The sequence below is a fragment of the Sinorhizobium garamanticum genome, assembly GCF_029892065.1.
Lineage (GTDB): Bacteria > Pseudomonadota > Alphaproteobacteria > Rhizobiales > Rhizobiaceae > Sinorhizobium > Sinorhizobium garamanticum.
In genome coordinates this window covers 1,258,652-1,278,738 of record NZ_CP120373.1, presented here as the reverse complement: position 1 = coordinate 1,278,738, position 20,087 = coordinate 1,258,652, and the positions used below count along the sequence as shown (strand labels likewise).

At 61.5% G+C, this 20,087-nt stretch carries 20 protein-coding genes; 4 read left to right on the top strand and 16 right to left on the bottom strand.

Features of this window, described 5'->3' with window-relative positions:
• From PZN02_RS06065 to chvI, 9 genes are all read right to left on the bottom strand, one after another.
• Window positions 1–732, bottom strand: a complete 732-nt coding sequence (locus tag PZN02_RS06065; protein WP_280660696.1) for a nucleotidyltransferase family protein — start codon at window positions 730–732, stop codon at window positions 1–3.
• Between the two features lie 9 nt (window positions 733–741).
• Window positions 742–2,250: a tRNA (adenosine(37)-N6)-threonylcarbamoyltransferase complex ATPase subunit type 1 TsaE gene (tsaE, locus tag PZN02_RS06060; protein WP_280660695.1), complete on the bottom strand. Its 1,509-nt coding sequence runs from the start codon at window positions 2,248–2,250 to the stop codon at window positions 742–744.
• Complete coding sequence (locus tag PZN02_RS06055) at window positions 2,250–4,736, bottom strand: PAS domain-containing sensor histidine kinase (protein ID WP_280660694.1); 2,487 nt, start codon at window positions 4,734–4,736, stop codon at window positions 2,250–2,252. Before PZN02_RS06055 ends, tsaE begins: the two co-directional genes overlap by 1 nt.
• Window positions 4,737–5,139: 403 nt before the next feature.
• The gene (gene ahcY, locus PZN02_RS06050) at window positions 5,140–6,540 is read right to left on the bottom strand and encodes an adenosylhomocysteinase (RefSeq protein ID WP_280660693.1); all 1,401 of its coding nucleotides are present in this window, start codon (window positions 6,538–6,540) and stop codon (window positions 5,140–5,142) included.
• 210 nt (window positions 6,541–6,750) lie between these two features.
• On the bottom strand, window positions 6,751–7,044 hold the full coding sequence (locus PZN02_RS06045; protein ID WP_167528290.1) for an HPr family phosphocarrier protein: 294 nt from the start codon (window positions 7,042–7,044) through the stop codon (window positions 6,751–6,753).
• Window positions 7,041–7,442 carry a PTS sugar transporter subunit IIA gene (locus PZN02_RS06040; RefSeq protein ID WP_280660692.1) on the bottom strand — a complete coding sequence of 134 codons (402 nt, stop codon included), beginning with the start codon at window positions 7,440–7,442 and terminating at the stop codon, window positions 7,041–7,043. Before PZN02_RS06040 ends, PZN02_RS06045 begins: the two co-directional genes overlap by 4 nt.
• A 155-nt stretch (window positions 7,443–7,597) precedes the next feature.
• A complete protein-coding gene (locus PZN02_RS06035) occupies window positions 7,598–8,056 on the bottom strand; it encodes an HPr kinase/phosphorylase (RefSeq protein ID WP_280660691.1) in 459 nt (152 codons plus the stop codon).
• A complete protein-coding gene (locus PZN02_RS06030; protein ID WP_280660690.1) occupies window positions 8,053–9,837 on the bottom strand; it encodes a sensor histidine kinase in 1,785 nt (594 codons plus the stop codon). Before PZN02_RS06030 ends, PZN02_RS06035 begins: the two co-directional genes overlap by 4 nt.
• 321 nt (window positions 9,838–10,158) lie before the next feature.
• Window positions 10,159–10,884, bottom strand: coding sequence for a two-component system response regulator ChvI (gene chvI / locus PZN02_RS06025; protein ID WP_280660689.1), 726 nt, complete (start codon window positions 10,882–10,884; stop codon window positions 10,159–10,161).
• A gap of 332 nt (window positions 10,885–11,216) precedes the next feature.
• Between chvI and PZN02_RS06020 the strand changes: the two genes are divergently transcribed.
• The 4 genes from PZN02_RS06020 (at window position 11,217) to PZN02_RS06005 (ending at window position 14,968) form a co-directional block, all read left to right on the top strand.
• Window positions 11,217–12,827, top strand: coding sequence for a phosphoenolpyruvate carboxykinase (locus tag PZN02_RS06020; protein ID WP_280660688.1), 1,611 nt, complete (start codon window positions 11,217–11,219; stop codon window positions 12,825–12,827).
• A gap of 275 nt (window positions 12,828–13,102) precedes the next feature.
• Window positions 13,103–13,537 carry an alternative ribosome rescue aminoacyl-tRNA hydrolase ArfB gene (gene arfB, locus PZN02_RS06015; protein ID WP_280660687.1) on the top strand — a complete coding sequence of 145 codons (435 nt, stop codon included), beginning with the start codon at window positions 13,103–13,105 and terminating at the stop codon, window positions 13,535–13,537.
• A gap of 135 nt (window positions 13,538–13,672) precedes the next feature.
• Window positions 13,673–14,146, top strand: a complete 474-nt coding sequence (lysM, locus tag PZN02_RS06010) for a peptidoglycan-binding protein LysM (RefSeq protein WP_280660685.1) — start codon at window positions 13,673–13,675, stop codon at window positions 14,144–14,146.
• 210 nt (window positions 14,147–14,356) lie between these two features.
• On the top strand, window positions 14,357–14,968 hold the full coding sequence (locus PZN02_RS06005; protein WP_280660684.1) for an alpha-ketoglutarate-dependent dioxygenase AlkB: 612 nt from the start codon (window positions 14,357–14,359) through the stop codon (window positions 14,966–14,968).
• 51 nt (window positions 14,969–15,019) lie between these two features.
• Here PZN02_RS06005 and coaA read toward each other — a convergent pair whose 3' ends face one another.
• The 7 genes from coaA to hisB all read right to left on the bottom strand — a co-directional run bounded on the left by coaA (window position 15,020) and on the right by hisB (window position 19,886).
• Complete coding sequence (coaA, locus tag PZN02_RS06000) at window positions 15,020–16,018, bottom strand: type I pantothenate kinase (RefSeq protein WP_280660683.1); 999 nt, start codon at window positions 16,016–16,018, stop codon at window positions 15,020–15,022.
• The gene (locus PZN02_RS05995) at window positions 16,015–16,338 is read right to left on the bottom strand and encodes a phosphoribosyl-ATP diphosphatase (RefSeq protein WP_280660682.1); all 324 of its coding nucleotides are present in this window, start codon (window positions 16,336–16,338) and stop codon (window positions 16,015–16,017) included. Before PZN02_RS05995 ends, coaA begins: the two co-directional genes overlap by 4 nt.
• A 235-nt stretch (window positions 16,339–16,573) precedes the next feature.
• Window positions 16,574–17,350 carry an imidazole glycerol phosphate synthase subunit HisF gene (gene hisF / locus PZN02_RS05990; protein WP_280660681.1) on the bottom strand — a complete coding sequence of 259 codons (777 nt, stop codon included), beginning with the start codon at window positions 17,348–17,350 and terminating at the stop codon, window positions 16,574–16,576.
• A 4-nt stretch (window positions 17,351–17,354) separates the two neighbouring features.
• Entirely contained in the window at window positions 17,355–18,092 is a 738-nt protein-coding gene (gene hisA, locus PZN02_RS05985) for a 1-(5-phosphoribosyl)-5-[(5-phosphoribosylamino)methylideneamino]imidazole-4-carboxamide isomerase (protein WP_280660680.1), read from the bottom strand.
• Between the two features lie 32 nt (window positions 18,093–18,124).
• Window positions 18,125–18,775 carry an imidazole glycerol phosphate synthase subunit HisH gene (gene hisH, locus PZN02_RS05980; RefSeq protein ID WP_280660679.1) on the bottom strand — a complete coding sequence of 217 codons (651 nt, stop codon included), beginning with the start codon at window positions 18,773–18,775 and terminating at the stop codon, window positions 18,125–18,127.
• Window positions 18,775–19,251, bottom strand: a complete 477-nt coding sequence (locus PZN02_RS05975) for a DUF2628 domain-containing protein (protein WP_280660678.1) — start codon at window positions 19,249–19,251, stop codon at window positions 18,775–18,777. Before PZN02_RS05975 ends, hisH begins: the two co-directional genes overlap by 1 nt.
• Window positions 19,252–19,277: 26 nt before the next feature.
• Entirely contained in the window at window positions 19,278–19,886 is a 609-nt protein-coding gene (gene hisB, locus PZN02_RS05970) for an imidazoleglycerol-phosphate dehydratase HisB (RefSeq protein ID WP_280660677.1), read from the bottom strand.
• Window positions 19,887–20,087: the final 201 nt, after the last annotated feature.

Here is a 20,087-nt window from a genome sequence, read left to right as displayed (position 1 = left end):
CTATCCTCCCGGCTGGAAGCGCCGTACGGCCGCCTCGGCTTCGCCGATCGCTTCCGGTGTGCCGACGGTCATCCAGTGGCCGTCGAGCATCAGCCCGAAGAGGCGTCCCCTGGCGATCGCGCGGTCGAAATAGATGTTGAGATTAAAGGCATCGCTCGGCGCATCGGCGAAGAGGCGCGACTCCATGGCGATCGCGCCGGCATAGACGACGGGATTTTCCATGCCTTCCTCGTAGCGGACGAGCCGGCCGTCCTCAGCGAGCGAAAAATCCTTCTTGCCGTTGTGTCCGGTCGTGTCCTCGAGCCGCACGCAGAGCAGCGCCATGTCCATCTTCTCTGGATCGAAGAAGTGGGCCAGCCTTTGAAGATTGCTCGGCTTTCCGGCCTCTTCGCCGATCCAGAAGAGATCGGCATTCATGACCAGCAACGGTCCGTCGTCGAGCAGCTTCAGTCCCTTGGCGAGTCCGCCACCGGAATTCATCAAGGCGTCGCGTTCATCCGAAATCAGAACATGCGGCGTGTCGCGGCGACGGAGATGCTCTTCCATCTGGTCGGCGAAGTGATGGACGTTCACCGCCGCCTTGGTCACGCCGGCAGCCGCCAGGATGTCCAGCACGTAGTCGATCATCGGCTTGCCGGCGATCTCGACCAGGGGTTTCGGCAGTGTGTCGGTGATTGGCCGGAGGCGGGTGCCCAGTCCGGCGGCAAGCACCATGGCATTGGTGATGGGCATAATTTCCTGTCAGTTGGCTGATTCGCTAGCCAGGATTCCAGCCTTAATGCACCAATTGCGCAAGGGTGTCAGCACCTCATGGCCGAGCGCACGGCTTAGATAGCCGAAGGTGCGCGGCATGTGCTTCATGTAGCCGGGTTTGCCGTCGCGCTGCATCAGCCGCACCCAGATGCCGGCGAGCTTGCAGTTGCGCTGCGCCGACATCAGGTGCCAGTCGCGAAGAAAGTTTGCCTCGTCGAAGGGGCCGGAGGCCTTGCGTTCGGCCAGATAGGCGCCCACCAGCCGGTCGGCCAGATCCTGGTCTATGGTAACGCGCGCATCCTGCGTGAGCGACGCGACATCATAGGCGGTCGGACCGATCATTGCGTCCTGAAAATCGATGATGCCGATGCGGTCGAGCCCTTCACGGTCCGGGCGCCAAAGAATATTCGGCGAGTGGAAATCGCGCAGCAGCAGGTTCTTCTCGGCCGATGCGAGAACGTCGATGAGTTGATCCCAGATGGCGAAGTACTCTTTACGCTCGCTGTCGGAGGCCGCTTCGCCGCGCTTCCATGGCAGGTACCAGTCGATCAACAGGCTCGTCTCGATCTTGATCGCCGTGCGGTCGAAATCGGGAATGCGATGGACGAGGCCGTCTCCAATGGCAATCTCGCGTGTCGGCGGTTCGCCGTGAAGGCGGGCGAGCAGGCGCACGCTTTCTAGATAGCGCTCGGCGATCGGCTTTCCGGCCGCGTCGACAATACCCTCGGAGCCCAGATCCTCGATCAGCAGGATGCCCTTGTCGAGATCGCGGGCATAGATCGCCGGTGCGGCGAAGCCGCGCCCGCGCAGCAGTTCGGAGATCGCGACGAACGGAACGACGTCCTCGGCAAGATGCGCAAGCTGCTGGTAGTATTTTCCGTCCTGGAGTATGGGTCCGGGCTTGTGCCTTGGCGCATCCATCAGAACCTTCGCCGGATCAGCATTGCCGCGGATTCGCTCGTAGGCCCTCACCGAAGCGTCACCGCTCAAATGGCGGCGACGCGCGGCCGCAAGACCGTTTTGAGAGAGGAAACTGCGGATCGCCAGCGAGCGGGAGATCCGCTCGAACGAAGCATCGGGCGCGGAAATGGCAAGCCGGCGCCCTTCGCCTTCGTGCGTGAAGGTGAGCGTGATGCGTTCGGAAGGGAGCGCCTCCTCCGCCTTTTCCGGCCATTCGACGAGGCAGATCCCCTCGGAAAGGGCCTCGTCGAAGCCGAGTTCGTCGAGTTCCGAAGCGTCGGCGAGACGATAGAGATCAAAATGGGCGACGGGGATGCGCAGGTCGTAGTTTTGCACGAGCGTGAAGGTGGGGCTCGGCACTTCGAGCGTCTCGTCGTCGGCGATGGCGCGGAGCAGCGCGCGCGCGAAGGTCGATTTTCCCGCGCCGAGATCGCCTGACAAGGCGACGCAATCGCCGGCCTTCAGCGCCAGCGCCAGGTCTTCGCCCAGCCCGATGGTGGCTGCCTCGTCCTTCAGGAACCGTTGCAGATGCTTCATTATTCGGCCGCGATGATCTTCGGCATTTCGGACGACGGAATGCGGCAGGCGACCTCGGTGCCTTCGCCCTCCTTGCTGCGGATCGAAACGGTGCCGTGATGCAGGCTGACGAAGCTCTCGACGATCGACAGTCCGAGGCCGGCGCCGCCGTGCTGGCCATAGCTTTCGAAGCGGTTGAAGACTGTGTTCAGGACATCCTGCGGAATGCCGGGGCCGGAATCGCTGACGGAGAAGACGAAATCGCTGCCTTCACGCCGGCACTTGAGATCGATGGTGCTGCCATCGGGTGCGAAATTGGCGGCGTTGGTGAGAAGCTTTATGAAAATCTGCTTCAACCGCTGCTGGTCCGCGACCATGCGGCCAAGGTTGTCGGGTGCATCCAGCCGCAAGGTCACACCGCTTTCGACAAGCCTGTCGGCCATCTGATGCGCGACGTCGTCGAGGAAATCGGCGAGGTTCACCTCGGACATGTCAAGCTCGATAATGCCGGCGTCGACGGTGGCCAGGTCGAGGATATCGTTGACGATTGTCAGCAACAGCGACGAGGACGTCGCGATATGGTCGACATATTCCGCCTGGCGCTCGTTGAGCTCGCCGAATGCGGGCGTCTTCAGGAGATCGGCGAAGCCGATGATGTTCGTGAGCGGCGAGCGCAATTCATAGGAGACGTGATGAACGAAATCGTTTTTCAGCGCGTCGGCCTTGCGCAGTGCCTCGTTCTTCTCGGTCAGGGCGCGTTCGACCCTGACGCTGTCGGTGATGTTGACGAAAGTCAGCATCGTCTGGGCGTTCGGAAGCGGGATCACGGCATAATCGAGGATCAGGCCGGTCCGCAATTCCAGAATGCCGCGGCTCGAGGGTCGCTCGTCGTCGAAACTGGTGATGATATGGGCAAACCGCTTCCAGCCATCCGGCTGGTCGTAGGAGGGGAGGCAGGCCTGCTCGATGGCGCGAATGTGCGTGCCGGGCTTGGCCTCCGCCTCGCTGATGCCCCAGATCGCGCGGAATGCCGGGTTGGAAAGCCGCATGCGGCCATCTGGGCCGAACACCGCGACGCCTTCGGCAAGATGGTCGATCGTTTCGCCCTGGACCTGGACGAGCGTGTTGTAACGGGTCTCGAGGTCGACCTTCTCGGTCAGGTTCTCGAAGACCCAGGTAGCGCCGCCCTGCGGCCGCGCGGTGGCGAAGACGCGAAGCGTCTGGCCGTTCGGCAGGTGCCAGAGGTCGGATTGCGTGTCGAGCGCCTGATAGACGGACAGCGCATTGGCCTTCCATTGTTTCCAGTTGAGCTGCTCGGGCAGCTTCCCGCCGGCCCGCAACCGGTCGAGCACCTCGCCATTGTCGGGCTTGCGCTCGAGGAAGCCCATGTCGAGGTTCCAGAGTCGCTGGAACGCCTGATTGTAGAACTGCAGGCGCTGGTTGCCGTCGAAGATCGCCACGGGCGTGGCCAGATGGTCCAGCGTTTCGGCATGGCTTTTCAAGGTCCGAGCAAGCTCTTCGCGCACGGCCTCGATGCCGGAGATGTCGATGGCGATGCCGGCGGAGCCGGCCGGGCTGCGGGCGTCGACGACATCGAAGAAGGTGCGATTGCCTTTCACCACCGTCGAGACTTTGTCGCTGAAGGGCGTTTCAAGGGTTGAAACGGCGCGGATTTTTTCGCGCGCTACAGTCGAAAGCAATTCGCGCCCTTCGGCGACGGCGAGGCTCGCGCTCTGCGTCTCGACCGCCTCGGCATAAGCTTCGTTGACCCATTCCAGCTTGCCGTCCGCGGTGCGTTGCCAGACAGGCAGGTCGATCGCATCGAGCAGCGTGCGGAAGGTCGAAAGCGATGCGTCCAGACGATCGCGTTCCAGTTTCAACTCGGCAAGTTCGGCCCTGAGATTGTTGAGCGCGATGAAGCGCACGAATGCCCGTCCGCCGGAAACGCGGCCCTGGGCTTCCAGGACCTCGTTGCGCTGTGTCTCGAGCACGAGATCGAAGCTTTGCGCCTGCGCGCGCAATGTCTCGATCGCCTTTTCGAGCTGGCTGGCGGACGGCGCCTTGAGCCAGCGTCCGAAGGCGAGAAATGTGCGGTCGTCCTGCGGAGCGCCGGTTTCGACGGGAAGCTGTCCGAGGAACTCGGGACGTTCGGCCAGACCATCCCAGATAACGATGCGTCGGTTCTTGTCGGCGATGAGGGCCTGGAAACGGGAAATCCGCTGGTTTGCATCGGAAAGACCGGATCTCAGTTCGCGGTTCTCGGCCTCGATATTGCCGCGTTGGCGGATGAGCCAGATGGCGGAAATCATGGCGGCGGAAATTACGCCGATCAGGACGGAAAAAGTGACGACCTCGGAGGAGCCGAAAATGGCCTTGGCCACCGGCGTCGATGCCTGCGCCGCTGCGTCGGTCGCCGCGAAGAACACGGTGGTGGCGAGCAGCCGCCGCATCAGTGTGGTGGGTGCCCTAAGGTCCCCGCCGAAAAGCGTCGATCGTTCCGTTCTCATGGCGCCGCTGTCCCCGTTTGTCCGGAAATTGCCGCCGACCTTGCGCCGCCATGCACCGAAACCCCTGGAAGGGGCTCGCGTCAGTTCCGATTGCATCCCCGGTCTGTCTCCGTCTGTTTGCCGCATGTCCGACAAGACATCCCCATCCGCGCCGCTCGAACGTCCGCACTACAGCGCCGCGCGCCTTATTCGGACGCGCATAGGACGCTGTAGCATTTTGAGTTGCTGCATGTTTTCTTCCTTAAACCGGCTACGGTTTAGGGGAACATGCAGTAGCGTCACGAATCAATGACTTAAGCATACTTGTTTGACGAATCGCCGGAAAGTGCGCGGCTCAAAAAAGAGGCCGCGATCTCTTGTCAAGATCGCGGCCACAACATCTTGTGGATTGTCCGGCTAACGATTAGTACCGGTAGTGTTCGGCCTTGAACGGACCCTGCGGCTTCACACCGATGTAGGCGGCCTGTTCTTCCGAAAGCTCGGTCAGCTTGGCGCCGAGCTTTGCGAGATGCAGGCGGGCGACCTTCTCGTCGAGCTGCTTCGGCAGCACGTAGACCTCGTTCTTGTAGTTCTCGCCCTTGCTGAAGAGCTCGATCTGCGCCAGCACCTGGTTGGAGAAGGAGGCCGACATCACGAAGGACGGGTGGCCGGTGGCGTTGCCGAGATTGAGCAGACGGCCTTCCGAAAGCAGGATCATGCGGTTGCCCTTCGGGAACTCGATCATGTCGACCTGCGGCTTGATGTTGGTCCATTTCAGGTTGCGCAGCGCCGAGACCTGGATTTCGTTATCGAAGTGGCCGATGTTGCCGACAATCGCCATATCCTTCATCTCGCGCATGTGGTCCATGCGGATGACATCCTTGTTGCCGGTCGTCGTGATGAAGATGTCGGCGGTCGAAACGACGTCCTCGAGCTGAACCACTTCGTAGCCGTCCATTGCGGCCTGCAGCGCGCAGATCGGATCGACTTCGGTGACCTTCACGCGTGCACCTGCGCCCTTCAGCGAGGCAGCCGAACCCTTGCCGACGTCGCCATAGCCGCAAACGACGGCGACTTTGCCTGCCATCATCACGTCGGTGCCGCGACGGATGCCGTCGACGAGCGATTCCTTGCAGCCGTACTTGTTGTCGAACTTCGACTTCGTGACGCTGTCGTTGACGTTGATCGCCGGGAAGGGAAGCAGGCCCTTGGCCTGGAGCTGATAGAGGCGGTTGACACCGGTGGTCGTTTCTTCGGTAACGCCCTTGATGGCGTCGCGCTGCTTGGTGAACCAGCCGGGGCTTGCGGCGAGGCGCTTCTTGATCTGGGCAAAGAGGATTTCCTCCTCTTCCGAACCCGGGTTCGAAAGCACGTTCTCGCCCGCCTCGGCGCGCGCGCCGAGCAGGATGTACATGGTGGCGTCGCCGCCATCATCGAGAATCATGTTCGAGAAGCCGCCGTCGGCCCACTGGAAGATCTTGTCGGTGTAGGTCCAGTATTCCTCAAGCGTTTCGCCCTTGACGGCAAAGACCGGAACGCCGCTTGCCGCGATGGCGGCAGCCGCGTGGTCCTGGGTGGAGAAGATGTTGCACGACGCCCAGCGAACCTCGGCGCCGAGCGCAACCAGTGTCTCGATCAACACGGCCGTCTGGATGGTCATGTGCAGCGAGCCGGTGATGCGCGCGCCCTTCAGCGGCTTCGATGCGCCGAATTCCTCGCGGCAGGCCATCAGGCCCGGCATTTCCGTTTCGGCGATGGCAATTTCCTTGCGGCCGAAGTCGGCGAGGCCGATATCGGCGACAATATAGTCCTGAGTTGCGGTCATGGAGTTCTCCAGGGCTGATCTTTTCGGCCGCGCCGGCCCCTTGGCCTTCTGGCGGCATGACAATGCCTCCCGCGCAGGATCACGGGGAGAGTGGGCACGGTCTATCAGGAATCAACGGGTAGGGCAACCACGATATAAAGAAGTCTTTATATGTTTATATCGCGCGAAACACAGGAGACGGCCTTCGGTTTGATCCGGAAACGAGCCGCGTCAAATTTCCTCGCCGAACTTGTCGCGCACCAAGGCGTCGAGGGCGTTGAGCGCCTCTTCCGCCTGGACGCCGCTGGCTGTCACGAAAACGGTACAGCCGGTGCTGGCGGCAAGCATCATCAGGCCCATGATCGACGTGCCGCCGACTGTCATGCCGTCCTTGGAGACGGTGATCTCGGCATCATAGGCTTCGACGGTCTGGACGAATTTCGCCGAAGCGCGCGCGTGCAGGCCGCGTTTGTTGATGATCAGCAACTCCCGAGTCAACGACATGTCCGGGCGATGGTCCATCATTTTCCACTCAGCACGCGGCTGGCGACATTGATGTATTTGCGCCCTGCCTCGGAGGCCTCGACGAGCGCCTTGTCCATGTCGCTTTCGCCACGAACGCCGGCAAGCTTGATCAGCATCGGCAGATTGACACCCGCGATCACCTCGACGCTGCCGCTGCGCATCACCGAGATGGCAAGGTTGGAAGGCGTCCCGCCGAACATGTCCGTCAGGATGATGACGCCATTGCCCTCGTCCGCGCCCGCAACCGCATCGAGGATATCCTGACGCCGCTGGTCCATGTCGTCCTCGGGCCCGATGGAGACGGTCTCGATAGCTTTTTGCGGACCGACCACATGCTCCAACGCATGCCGAAACTCTTCCGCCAGCTTGCCATGGGTGACAAGCACAAGTCCGATCATGGGTATCTTTGCTCCAACTGCATAGCAACTCGTTGATGGTCAGATATCGCAATGCAGCAATTTCGTCCACCTGTTGGGGCGGCCATCTTGGCAAGGAAAAGGCGAAGTGCAAGCCAAAAATGCCGAAAAAGCAGCCCTTGTGCCCTCGGATAAGGCTAAAGTGCTAGATTTTTGGGTAGCAGCGCGTGCAGTGCATCGAGCGGCGAAACGGTGTTTTCAACGGGAACGCGCAGCAGCGGCAGACTTCGCCCAATTTCTAGCTGCAGCTCTTCGTTCTCGGGCGGCAGACGCAGGTCGCGGGAAGACCGGACCGGCATGATCGCCCAGTCGAGAACACAGGCGGAAACCGTTTCGACGGCGACGATACCGCTGCCACGGATCTCGATCAGGCCACGAATGGAAGGCGGGCACCGGGCGATGATCCGGTCGTTCTCAAGGCTGAGGTCGACCCGGTCATCTGCGACGAGCACCGCGAAACGTCCGCGGCGCCGCGCCTCGGAAATACAGGAAAGCGCCAGGGCCGACTTGCCCGAGCCGGACGGGCCGGTAATCAGAAATCCGGTCGTGCCGAGAACGATCGCCGTTGCGTGGATATTGCAGACCGGCGCGGTCACTGGCTCGGCTCGGCGGGCAGCGAGAGGATGAAGCGGGCGCCGGTCACGTGCCCGCCCTGTCCGACGATGTTTTCCGCCTTCAGCGTGCCGCCATGTGCTTCGGCGATCTGGCGCGAAATCGAAAGGCCGAGGCCGGAATTCTGGCCGAAGTCCTCTCCCTCCGGCCGGTCGGTATAGAAGCGTTCGAAAATGCGATCGATGTCTTCGGCCTGGATGCCTGGCCCGTTGTCTTCAACATAGACGAGGCAGCGGGACCGCGACCGGGTCAGGCGGATGATGATGCGGCCATTCTGCTCGGGAACGAAGGAGCGGGCGTTCTCGATGAGGTTCGTGACGATCTGGCCGATGCGCAACTCGTAGCCGTTGACGACAAAGCTTGCGCGCGGATTGTCCTTGCGGTCGATGACGAAGTCGAGGAGCACCGGCTTCTTCTTGCTGCGTATCTGTCGGGAAATATCGATGAGATCGCCGAGCAGCTTCTCCAGGTCGATTTTCTTGGCGTCGCTGCGCGCCAGTTCAGCATCGAGTCGTGAGGCGTCCGAGATATCGCTGATCAAGCGGTCGAGGCGGCGCACGTCATGCTGGATGACGTCGAGCAGCCGCTTCTTCGAGTCCTCGTTGCGTGCGAGCGGCAGCGTCTCGACGGCGCTGCGCAGCGACGTAAGCGGGTTCTTGAGCTCATGGCTGACATCGGCGGCAAAATTTTCGATCGCCGCGATGCGGTCATAGAGCGCCGTCGTCATTTCCCGGAGCGCCACGGAGAGGTTGCCGATTTCGTCCTGGCGCGAGGAGAAATCCGGAATTTCCTCCCGTTCCTTCGCGCCGCCGCGGCGCACACGGATCGCGGCCGCCGACAACCTTCTCAGCGGATTGGCGATCGTCGACGACAAGAGCAGCGACAGAATGACGTTGACGAGGGCGGCGACCCCGAAGACGCGGATGATGGCAAGGCGCTCTGCGTGGACGATCTTGTCGATGTCGCCCGCCTGCGTCGAAAGCAGGAGCACGCCAAGCACGGCGCGGAAACGCTGCACGGGCACCGCGACCGAAACGATCAGTTCGCCCTTCTCCGTCACCCGCACGACGGCCCCGCGCACACCGGTCAGCGCATTCATGACCTCCGGGTAGATCGAGCCGTTGCCGCCCGGCGGCTCCTTGTAGAGCGGCAGGTCGCCCGGCTGCAGCAGCCGGTTGAGCCACATGCTGAGCTTGTCGGCGATGCCGGTCGTCTCCGGGTCGACCGGCGGAAGGTCGAAGCGCAGCACTTGGCCGCCGCTATAGAGGTGTCGGGAGTCGAGCAGGAGATCGGCATCGGCGTCGAAGAGGCGAGCACGCGTCCGCGTTGGTGAAATCAGACGTCTCAGGACAGGCGCTACACGCTCCTGGATGATCGGGAATTCGAGGTCTTCGTCATTCGGCAGCGGTGTGATGCTTTCACCGGCCTGGAGTTCGAGCAGTTTTTCCGGATCGATGGTAATCGAGTTGGTATCGACCGAGGCGGAGGCGGAAATGGCTCCGGCGATGATCTCGCCCTGGGTGAGCAGGCTTTCCACCCGTGCGTCGATCAGGCCCTCGCGGAACTGGTTCAAATACATGATGCCGCCGACGAGCACCACGAGCGCGACCAAGTTGAAGAAGACGATGCGGCGGGTGAGGCTCGAAAAGACGGCATTGCCGAACAGGCGGCGGATCAGGGTGAAGGGATGCGCCCATCGGCGCTGGCTGCGCGCCGATGCCCGCCCTTCGATATCCTCGATATCGCCCTGCAAGACTTCTACCAAGTCTCCCGCTCCCACGACGAAAATTTCGTCGCCTTCTCTTCCAACAGCGCCGCGCGTCTAATCAGACGCGCAAAAGGACGCTGTAGCACTTTGAATGCTGCATGTTTTTGTCCTTAAATCTGTTACGATTTAAGGAACATGCAGTGCGCCGGCATATTGCATCTGCCTGATCCCGGGCATCTGCCTAGTCTCGGCTCATCCGCCGGCGCGGCTTGTGTCCCGTGGACGCGGCCTCTCCGACGCGGGCTGCCACTCCCGCGTTGCGGTTACGCCATTTCCGCATGATCCACAACCGCCGCGATGGTAAGTGCGCAGCAGCCGTCAGGCCGACTCGCGAAATCGGTAGCCGACGCCGTAGAGCGTTTCGATCATGTCGAAGTCGTTGTCGACCATCTTGAACTTCTTGCGCAGCCGCTTGATGTGGCTGTCGATCGTGCGGTCATCCACATAGACCTGCTCATCATAGGCGGCATCCATCAATGCGTCACGGCTCTTCACCACGCCCGGACGCTGCGCCAGCGAGTGCAGGATGAGGAACTCGGTGACCGTCAGCGTGACCGATTCGTTCTTCCAGGTGCAGGTGTGGCGCTCCTGGTCCATCACGAGCTGGCCGCGCTCCAGCGAACGGGACGGTGCGTCGGAAGCCTTCGCCGTGCCGATGGCGCCGACCGCGGCGAGGTCGCGGTTCGGGGCACGGCGCAGGATCGCCTTGACGCGCTCGACCAGCAGGCGTTGCGAGAAGGGCTTGGTGATGAAATCGTCGGCACCCATCTTGAGACCGAAGAGCTCGTCGATTTCCTCGTCCTTGGACGTCAGGAAAATCACCGGCAGGTCGGATTTCTGCCGCAGGCGGCGCAACAGCTCCATGCCGTCCATGCGCGGCATCTTGATGTCGAAGATCGCGAGCTGCGGCGGACGCGCCAGCAGGCCTTCGAGTGCCGATGCACCGTCGGTGTAAGTTTCGACCTTGTAGCCCTCGGCTTCCAGCGCGATGGACACGGATGTCAGGATATTGCGGTCGTCATCGACAAGCGCGATGGTCTGCATCGTATTCAACTCCGTCTTTATTTTGGTCCGTTGGCCAGACCCGCTGCAGGAATCGCGGCAATCGCGAGTCACCGGCGTTACTTGAGTATAAAGGTGGAACAAATTGTGGCGAAGCATAAAAGCGCCGCCTGCCAATCGTCTCGGGACTGGCCGACAAATGTGTCTTGTTGAAGCATAATTCAACCGATTAAAAAATGCACATTTTTCTTTAAATCGATTAATATACTGATATCATTATTGTTTTAGGAGTCGATGTCTTGTCTTCGATCAGCCTTGTCGGTATGTTCCGACGAAATCCCCCACCAATGGCCAACGACAAAGGAAGCTTGACCATGGAGCAACTCGGCACCCGCAATCCCTCGAACGGACTGGAAACAATCGGCTTTTCGGACTTGGCTTTCGTCCGCTACAACTTCGAGGCAGCGGAGCTTTACGAGGACGCCCTTCGCCGCGGCGAGGCCCAATTGACGGCGCACGGCGCGCTCTGTGCACGGACCGGGCAGCACACGGGCCGCTCCCCCAAGGACAAGTTCGTCGTCCGCGACGCGGTGACCGCTGACCAGATCTGGTGGGACAACAACAACGCGATCTCGCCCGAAAACTTCGAGCGCCTGCGCCAGGACATGCTTGCTCATGCCAAGGGCAAGTCGCTTTACGTGCAGGATCTCATCGGCGGCGCCGATCCGGCGCATGCTCTGCCGGCGCGCGTCGTCACCGAGTTCGCCTGGCACTCGTTGTTCATCCGCAATCTCCTGATCCGTCCGCCGCGCGAAGCGCTTGCAAGCTTCGAGCCGAAGCTGACGATCATCGACCTGCCGAGCTTCAGGGCGGATCCGGCGCGCCACGGTTGCCGCAGCGAGACGGTGATCGCCTGCGACCTGACGAACGGGCTCGTCCTGATCGGCGGCACCTCCTATGCCGGCGAAATGAAGAAGTCGGTCTTCACGGTGCTCAACTATCTCCTGCCGAAAAAGGACGTCATGCCGATGCATTGCTCGGCCAATGTCGGTCCCGCGGGAGACACTGCCATCTTCTTCGGCCTGTCCGGCACTGGCAAGACCACGCTTTCGGCCGACCCCGCCCGCACGCTCATCGGTGACGACGAGCACGGATGGGGCGAGCACGGCGTCTTCAATTTCGAGGGCGGCTGCTATGCCAAGGCGATCAAGCTTTCGGCCTCCGCCGAGCCGGAGATCTACGCCACCACCCGGCGCTTCGGCACCGTTATGGAGAACGTCGTGCTCGATAAACGTCGCGTGCCCGACTTCGACGATGGCTCTTTGACGGAAAACACCCGTATCGCCTATCCACTGGAATTTATTCCGAACGCCAGCGAAACCGGAACGGCGCCGCAGCCGCGCACCGTCATCATGCTGACGGCGGATGCCTTTGGCGTCATGCCGCCGATCGCCAGGCTGACACCGGAACAGGCGATGTATCACTTCCTGTCCGGCTATACCGCGAAGGTGGCCGGAACGGAAAAGGGCGTGACCGAACCGGAGGCGACCTTCTCGACCTGCTTCGGCGCTCCGTTCATGCCGCGCCATCCGTCCGTATACGGCAATCTGCTGAAGGACCTGATTGCCAAGAACGGCGTCACCTGCTGGCTGGTCAACACCGGCTGGACCGGCGGCGCCTACGGCACCGGAAACCGCATGCCGATCAAGGTGACGCGTGCGCTGCTGTCGGCAGCCCTCGACGGCTCGCTCAACGACGCGTCGTTCCGCACCGATGCAAACTTCGGCTTTGCCGTGCCGGTTTCGGTACCGGGCGTGGACGACCGCATTCTCGACCCGCGGTCGACATGGGCGGACGGCGTTGCCTATGACGCGCAGGCGCGCCGCCTGGTCGACATGTTCATCTCCAACTTCGCCAAGTTCGAAAGCCATGTCGACGGCAGCGTGCGCGACGCGGCTCCGGGAGCGATGGTCGCGGCCGAATAAAGTTCACCGGCTCTGATTCACGTGAAACCCGGCCCGTTTGGGCCGGGTTTTCGCGTTTTATCCCGATTGTTTTCAAATGCTTCGCTGTAGCTATTTTTGTGTACGCAATTCCGGGCGGAAAACCGTTACACACTCTTCCTGGCATTGCTCTGGACCACGGTGATTTTCGGATCGATTCGATCGAAAATCATGAACGGGATCGATTCTGATGAGTTAGAGAGGAAGAAGGGGCAGCCGCTTGCCCGCTGCATCAGCGCGATTGAAACGGAACAAACATGGCCAGCGAGCCGCTTTACATCAACGACGCCATCGTCATTGCCGGCTGGGAATTGACGGAGCAGTTCGTGCTGGCTGGCGGACCGGGCGGACAGAACGTCAACAAGGTGTCGACGGCTGTCCAGCTCTTCTTCGACATTCAGGCCTCGCCGTCACTGCCGGAACGGGTCAAGGCGAATGCATTGAGGCTTGCAGGCCGCCGTGCCTCCAAAGACGGCGTGTTGATGATCGAGGCCAGTCGTTTTCGCAGCCAGGAGCGCAATCGCGAGGATGCCCGCGAGCGGCTTAAGGAACTGATTCTGAAGGCGGCCGAGCCACCACCGCCGCCGCGCAAGAAAACCAAGCCGACCCGCAGTTCGATCGAGCGGCGGCTGAAGGAGAAATCTGGTCGTGCCGAAGTCAAGAAGCTTCGCGGTCGGCCGGGCGGTGAGTAAGGGACCGTCGGACTGCGAGGGATGCGAGGGGTCACACTGATCTTTGTGTCAGGCGAATCTTTCGGCCCGCTCCCTTGAACTTTCGCCGGTTCCGCCCTCTTTTATCGAGGGGCATCTGCGAAAGAGGAGGCAACCATGGGGTTGTTCAGCTTTATCAAGAACGCTGGCAAGAAGCTTGGGATCGGCGGCGACGACACGCCACCGGATGCCGACAGTGTCCAGAAGGAACTCGCCTCGCATGACCTCGGCACCAAGGACGTTCAGGTCGAAGTCGTGGACGACAAGGTTGTCCTCAAGGGCGTCGTCAAGGATCAGTCGACATTCGAAAAGGCCGTCGTGGCCGTCGGCAACACGCTCGGTGTTTCGGCGGTTGAAGCGTCCGATCTCAAGGTCGCAGACGCTGGAGCCGCGCCCGCACCGGCCAAGGCGCCCGTCTTCTACACGGTGAAGAAGGGTGACAATCTCTGGAAGATTGCCGAGGCACAGTACGGCAAGGGCAAGGGCGCCAAACACACGCTGATCTTCGAAGCGAACAAGCCCATGCTGAAAGACCCCGACAAGATATATCCGGGGCAGGTCCTGCGCATTCCGGATCTGGACGCCGGCTGAGCGGCGGCATTTTTCGGGTGGCGACCGAGTCCCGCGGCAACTATAGAGCTACAGCGCCGCGCGTCTTAGCAGACGCGTAAATGACGCTGTAACACTTTGAATTCTGCATGTTTCTATCCTCAAATCGACTACGATTTGAGGAAACATGCAGTGGGACTTCGGGTTTGACGAACTGAGGCCCGTCCGATCGATGCCGCAGGGACAGACGCGATGCAGGTGCTGCCGAAAGGAATAAGACACATTCCGGGATTCCTCGACCGCTCCCGTCAGCAGGAGCTGGTCGAGGCTATCCGTCTGGTCGTAGCGGAGGCGCCTCTCTTCGTGCCTGAAATGCCGAAGACCGGCAAGCCGATGTCGGTGCGCATGACCAATTGCGGTCCTCTCGGCTGGGTTACCGATCGGGAAGGGGGCTATCGCTATCAGGCGGAGCATCCGGTGACGGGCAAGCCCTGGCCAGCAATGCCGGCGGCGCTCAACGACATCTGGCATGCGGTTTCGGCGAGCGACAAGGAGCCGGAGGCCTGCCTCGTCAACTTCTATTCCGCAGACGCGCGCATGGGTCTGCATCAGGACAGGGACGAGCGTGATCTGGAGACGGCTGTCGTTTCGATATCGCTCGGAGACAGTTGCCTCTTTCGTGTCGGTGGCCGGGAGCGCGGCGGACAGACGATCTCGTTCAAGCTTGCGAGCGGCGACGTCGTCGTGCTTGGCGGCGAAGGCAGGCTGGCATTCCACGGCGTCGACCGCATCTATCCGAACACCTCGACGCTTCTGAAGAACGGCGGCCGCCTGAATCTCACCTTGCGTCGGGTCAATCCTTAGGGACCGGATGAGGGATAGGGGCGCGGACGTACGCGAGCGCCGTGCCTCGCTTCAAAGCTTCCTGAGTGCCACCGTCTGCGTCAGGTGGTTCTGGCCCTTCTGCAGGATCAGATCGGCGCGCGGCCGCGTCGGCAGGATGTTCTGGTGCAGGTTTTTCAGGTTGATGTTGTGCCAGAGGCCCTCGGCGATGGCGCGTGCCGCATCCTCGCTGATCGTCGCGTAGCGATGGAAGAAGGACTGCGGGTCCTTGAAGGCCGTTTCGCGCAGCCGCATGAAGCGGCTCACGTACCAGTTGTGAATGAGATTTTCCTCGGCATCGATATAGATCGAGAAATCGAAGAAATCCGATACCATCGGCACGATCTTGCCGTCGGCCGGCAGATTGCGCGACTGCAATACATTGATTCCCTCGAAGATCAGGATGTCCGGCCGGTCGATAGTCTGGAACCGGTCCGGGATGACGTCATAGGTCAGGTGCGAATAGGTCGGCGCCTTGACGTTCGGCTGGCCCGCCTTGATCGCCGAGAGAAAGCGCAAGAGCGCGCCGATATCGTAGCTCTCCGGAAAACCCTTGCGATCCATCATGTTTTCCCGCTGCAGGATCGCGTTCGGGTAGAGAAAGCCGTCGGTGGTGATCAGGTCGACCTTCGGGCTCGAGGGCCAGCGCGCCAAGAGTTCGGCGAGAATGCGCGCCGTCGTGGACTTGCCGACGGCGACCGAACCGGCGATGCCGATGACGAAGGGCGTCTTCGTTTCATCCGACATGCTGAGGAACCGCTTGCGCTGCTGGAACAGGATCTGCGACGCCTCGACATGCGCGGAAAGCAGCCGCGACAGCGACAGGTAGATCCGGCGCACCTCGCGGAGATCGACAGGGTCGTTGAGCGAGCGCAGGCGCTGCACCTCATCGGCCGTTAGCGTCAAAGGCGTGTCGGCGCGAAAGCGCGACCATTCCGCGGCCGAGAACACGTGATAGGGCGAATAGTCTCCGCCCTGCAGGTTGCCCGGAAGATCCGCGGCGGCGTCGATGTCTTTCGCTGCGATAGTCATGGAGTTTTCCGGTTTGCCTTCTCCTCCAGGCCGGACTGGCTGGTCCGCCTGGCAAGTTCGTCCATCACATCCTGCAACGGGACGGCTGCGATGTTCAATACGACCATAAGATGATAGAGGAGGTCGGCACTCTCATCGACGAGATTCTTGCGGTCCTCGCTGATCGCCGCGATGACGGTTTCGACTGCCTCCTCGCCGAGCTTCTTGGCCGCCTTGCGCTGGCCGGCTGCGACGAGCTTGGCGGTCCAGGACTCTTCCGGCGCTGCCTTTGCGCGCACGGCCACGATGTTTTCGAGATCGGAAAGATTGAATCCGGTCATGCTGAAATCCTTTAGGTCACGACGATTTTAGGTCGGGTCGACCTAAAATCATGAAACGTGATCGATTCTACTAAGTTAGAGCGGGATACGGCGGAAAACCGCGTACACTTTTCCTCGTCCCGCTCTACAGCGCCGTGCGTCTTTTCAGACGGATCAAGGTCGCTGTAGCACTTTAGAATCGCTGCATGTTTTTATCCTTAAATCGAAAACGCTTTAAGGAAACATACAGTAAGCGTCAGTCGAGCCGCATCGCGATGCCGTGCTCGGCCATGTAGCGCTTCGCCTCGCCGATGCTGTAAGTGCCGAAATGGAAGATCGACGCGGCGAGCACCGCGGTCGCATGGCCGTCGCGCACACCTTCCACCATGTGGTCGAGCGTCCCGACGCCGCCCGACGCGATGACGGGCGCCCGCACCGCATCGGCGATCGCTCGCGTCAGGGCAATGTCATAGCCGCTTTTCGTGCCGTCGCGGTCCATGGACGTCAGCAGTATTTCGCCGGCGCCGAGATCGACGACCTTCCGGGCGAATTCGACCGCGTCGATGCCGGTTCGCTCGCGTCCGCCATGGGTAAAGATCTCCCAGCGCTTCGCCTCGCCCTCGGCCGACACTTTCTTGGCGTCGATCGCGACGACGATGCATTGGTTACCGAACTTGTCGGCGGCTTCCGCGACGAAATCCGGATTCTTCACTGCCGCGGTGTTGATCGACACCTTGTCGGCGCCGGCGAGCAACAGCTTGCGAATATCGGACACATGCCGCACGCCGCCGCCGACGGTGAGCGGCATGAAGCATTGTTCGGCCGTGCGGGCGACGACGTCGAAGATTGTCTCACGGTTGTCCGAGGACGCGGTGATGTCGAGGAAACAGAGTTCGTCGGCACCGGCCGCGTCATAGGCGCGCGCGGCCTCCACCGGATCGCCGGCATCAATGAGGTCGACGAAATTGACGCCCTTGACGACGCGTCCATCCTTGACGTCGAGGCAGGGGATTACGCGGGCTTTCAAGGTCATCGGGTCACCCCTTTCTCGCTGCGCGGATCAATGCCAACGCTTCCTGCGGGTCGATGCGGCCGTCGTAGAGCGCGCGACCGGAGATCGCGCCCTCGAGTTTTTGCGCATCCGGCTGGGTCATGCGGCGAATGTCGTCCATCGAGGCGAGGCCGCCCGACGCAATCACCGGGATCGACACCGCTTCGGCAAGCTCCAGCGTCGATGCCCAGTTGATGCCGGTCAGAATGCCGTCGCGGTCGATATCCGTATAGATGATCGCCGCAACGCCCGCCCCCTCGAATTTCTTCGCAAGTTCGATGACGCCGAGCTCGGAGGCCTCGGCCCAGCCCTCGACCGCCACCTTGCCGCCCTTGGCGTCGATGCCGACGGCGACCCTGCCGGGGAATTTGCGGCAGGCTTCGATGACGAGATCAGGATCGCGCACGGCCACGGTGCCGAGAATGACGCGCGCAAGGCCGCGCGAAAGCCAGTTCTCGATATGCGCCAGCGTGCGGATGCCGCCGCCAAGCTGCACGGGATTCCGGGTCGCCTTGAGGATGGCGTCGACCGCCGCCCCGTTTACCGTCTCACCGGCAAAAGCGCCGTTCAAGTCGACGACATGCAGCCATTCGAAGCCCTGTTCCTCGAAGGCGCGCGCCTGGGCGGCCGGATCGGGATTGTAGACGGTTGCCTGTTCCATGTCGCCGAGCTTCAGGCGAACGCATTGTCCGTCCTTGAGGTCGATCGCGGGGAAGAGAATCATGTGTTGATCCGATCAAGAAATTGCCGGCAGCCTCAAGGCTTCCAACGCAGGAAATTCGAAATGAGGGCGAGGCCGAGCGTCTGGCTCTTTTCCGGGTGGAACTGCGAGCCGGCCTTGTTGTTGCGCGCGACGAACGCCGTCACCGGCCCGCCGTAGTCTGCTTCCGCGATCACGTCCTCGGGGTTCTCGGCGGCGAGGTGGTAGGAGTGCACGAAATAGGCGTGCAGACCGTTTTCGCCGGTCGGGATTCCCGTAAAGAGGGCGTGCGGCCGGTTGAGCCTGAGCGTGTTCCAGCCGATCTGAGGAATCTTCAGCGACGGATCGGCCGGTGTCATCTCGACGACATCGCCGGGGATCCAGCCGAAGCCCTTTGTGATCGTCTTTTCGAGCCCGCGGGACGACATGAGCTGCATGCCGACGCAGATCCCGAGAAAGGGACGTCCGTCCCTTTCTACGGCCTGTTTCAGGGCATCTTCCATTCCGGCAACTGCGGCGAGGCCGCGGCGGCAATCGGCATAGGCGCCGACGCCCGGTAGGACGACGCGGTCGGCGGACGCCACCCGTTCCGGCTTGTCGGTCAGGTCGATCTCGGCAGCGATGCCGGCTTCCCGCGCCGCCCGTTCGAAGGCTTTCGTGGCCGAGCGCAGATTGCCCGACCCGTAGTCAATGATGGCGACCCGCATCAACGTTCTCCATAGGGTTGAAAGAGGCCAAGGCCGGCGCTGCTATCGGCCTGTTTCGTCGTCGACCTCTCGATTGACGGCAACGGAGTTGCCGTCCTGCGATCCGCCGTTGCCGGTATGTTGGAAAAGTAGATCTCTTCCGCCGTTTCCAGGTCGCGCGCCGGGACGATGGAGCGAAGCGTCCAGTCCCGTTTCTTGAGATTTCGCGCGACCACAAGCGGGCCTTCGAGCGAAACCAGCAGGCTGAGCGCGAGTTGCATGAAAAGCGAGGCGGCAAAAGCCCCGGGAACGGCGGACAAGAAAATTAACAGAATTTGCAGAACGGCAACTAAGATTCCAAGAAGCCATGCGCGCTTGCTCATCAGCCAGAGCGCGGGAAAGAAGAAGGCGGTCCAGGAAAAGCCGTCCGCGATGAACCGCGCCCTTTCGTCGTCGGCCGGTGCGCCGGGCGGTGTCATGATCAGATAAGAAGCCATGGGTCTCAGCCGGGGTATTGGCCGGCTCAGGCGAGCGTTCCCTTGGTCGAGGGCACGCGTCCAGCCTGGCGCGGATCGATTTCGGTTGCGGTGCGAAGCACGCGGGCGACGGACTTGAAACAGGTCTCGGCGATATGATGGTTGTTAGCGCCGTAGATGTTCTGAATATGCAGGGTGATGCCAGCATGTTGGGCCAGCGCCTGGAAGAATTCACGCACCAGCTCCGTGTCGAAGCTGCCGATCTTTGGCGAGGTGAAAGTCACGTTCCAGACGAGGAAGGGCCGGCCGGAGACATCGACGGCGGCGCGCGTCATCGTTTCGTCCATGGCAAGGTCGATCGAGGCATAGCGCGTGATGCCGCGGCGATCGCCGAGCGCCTTGGCGAGCGCCTGGCCGAGTGCAATGCCGGTGTCCTCGACCGTGTGATGGTCGTCGATGTGCAGGTCACCGTCCGCCTTAATCTCCATGTCGATCAGTGAATGGCGCGAAAGCTGGTCCAGCATATGGTCGAAGAAGCCGATGCCGGTGGCAATCTTCGACGTCCCCGTTCCATCGATGTTGACGGAGACCGATACGGCGGTTTCATTTGTCTTTCTGGAAACTTGGCCGCTGCGGCTGGGCATGCTTTCTGCCATCAGGCTCTCCTGTACGCGCTCGATCCGGATGATTTCGCACGGAAACGACCCAAAATCAGCAGGACCGACACCAAAACTACAGCGCCGCGCGTCTTAACCAGACGCGCAAAGGACGCTGTAGCACTTTGAATTGCTGCATGTTTTTATCCTCAAATCGGCTACGATTTAAGGAAACATGCAGAGCTGGATGCGGGAGGAAAA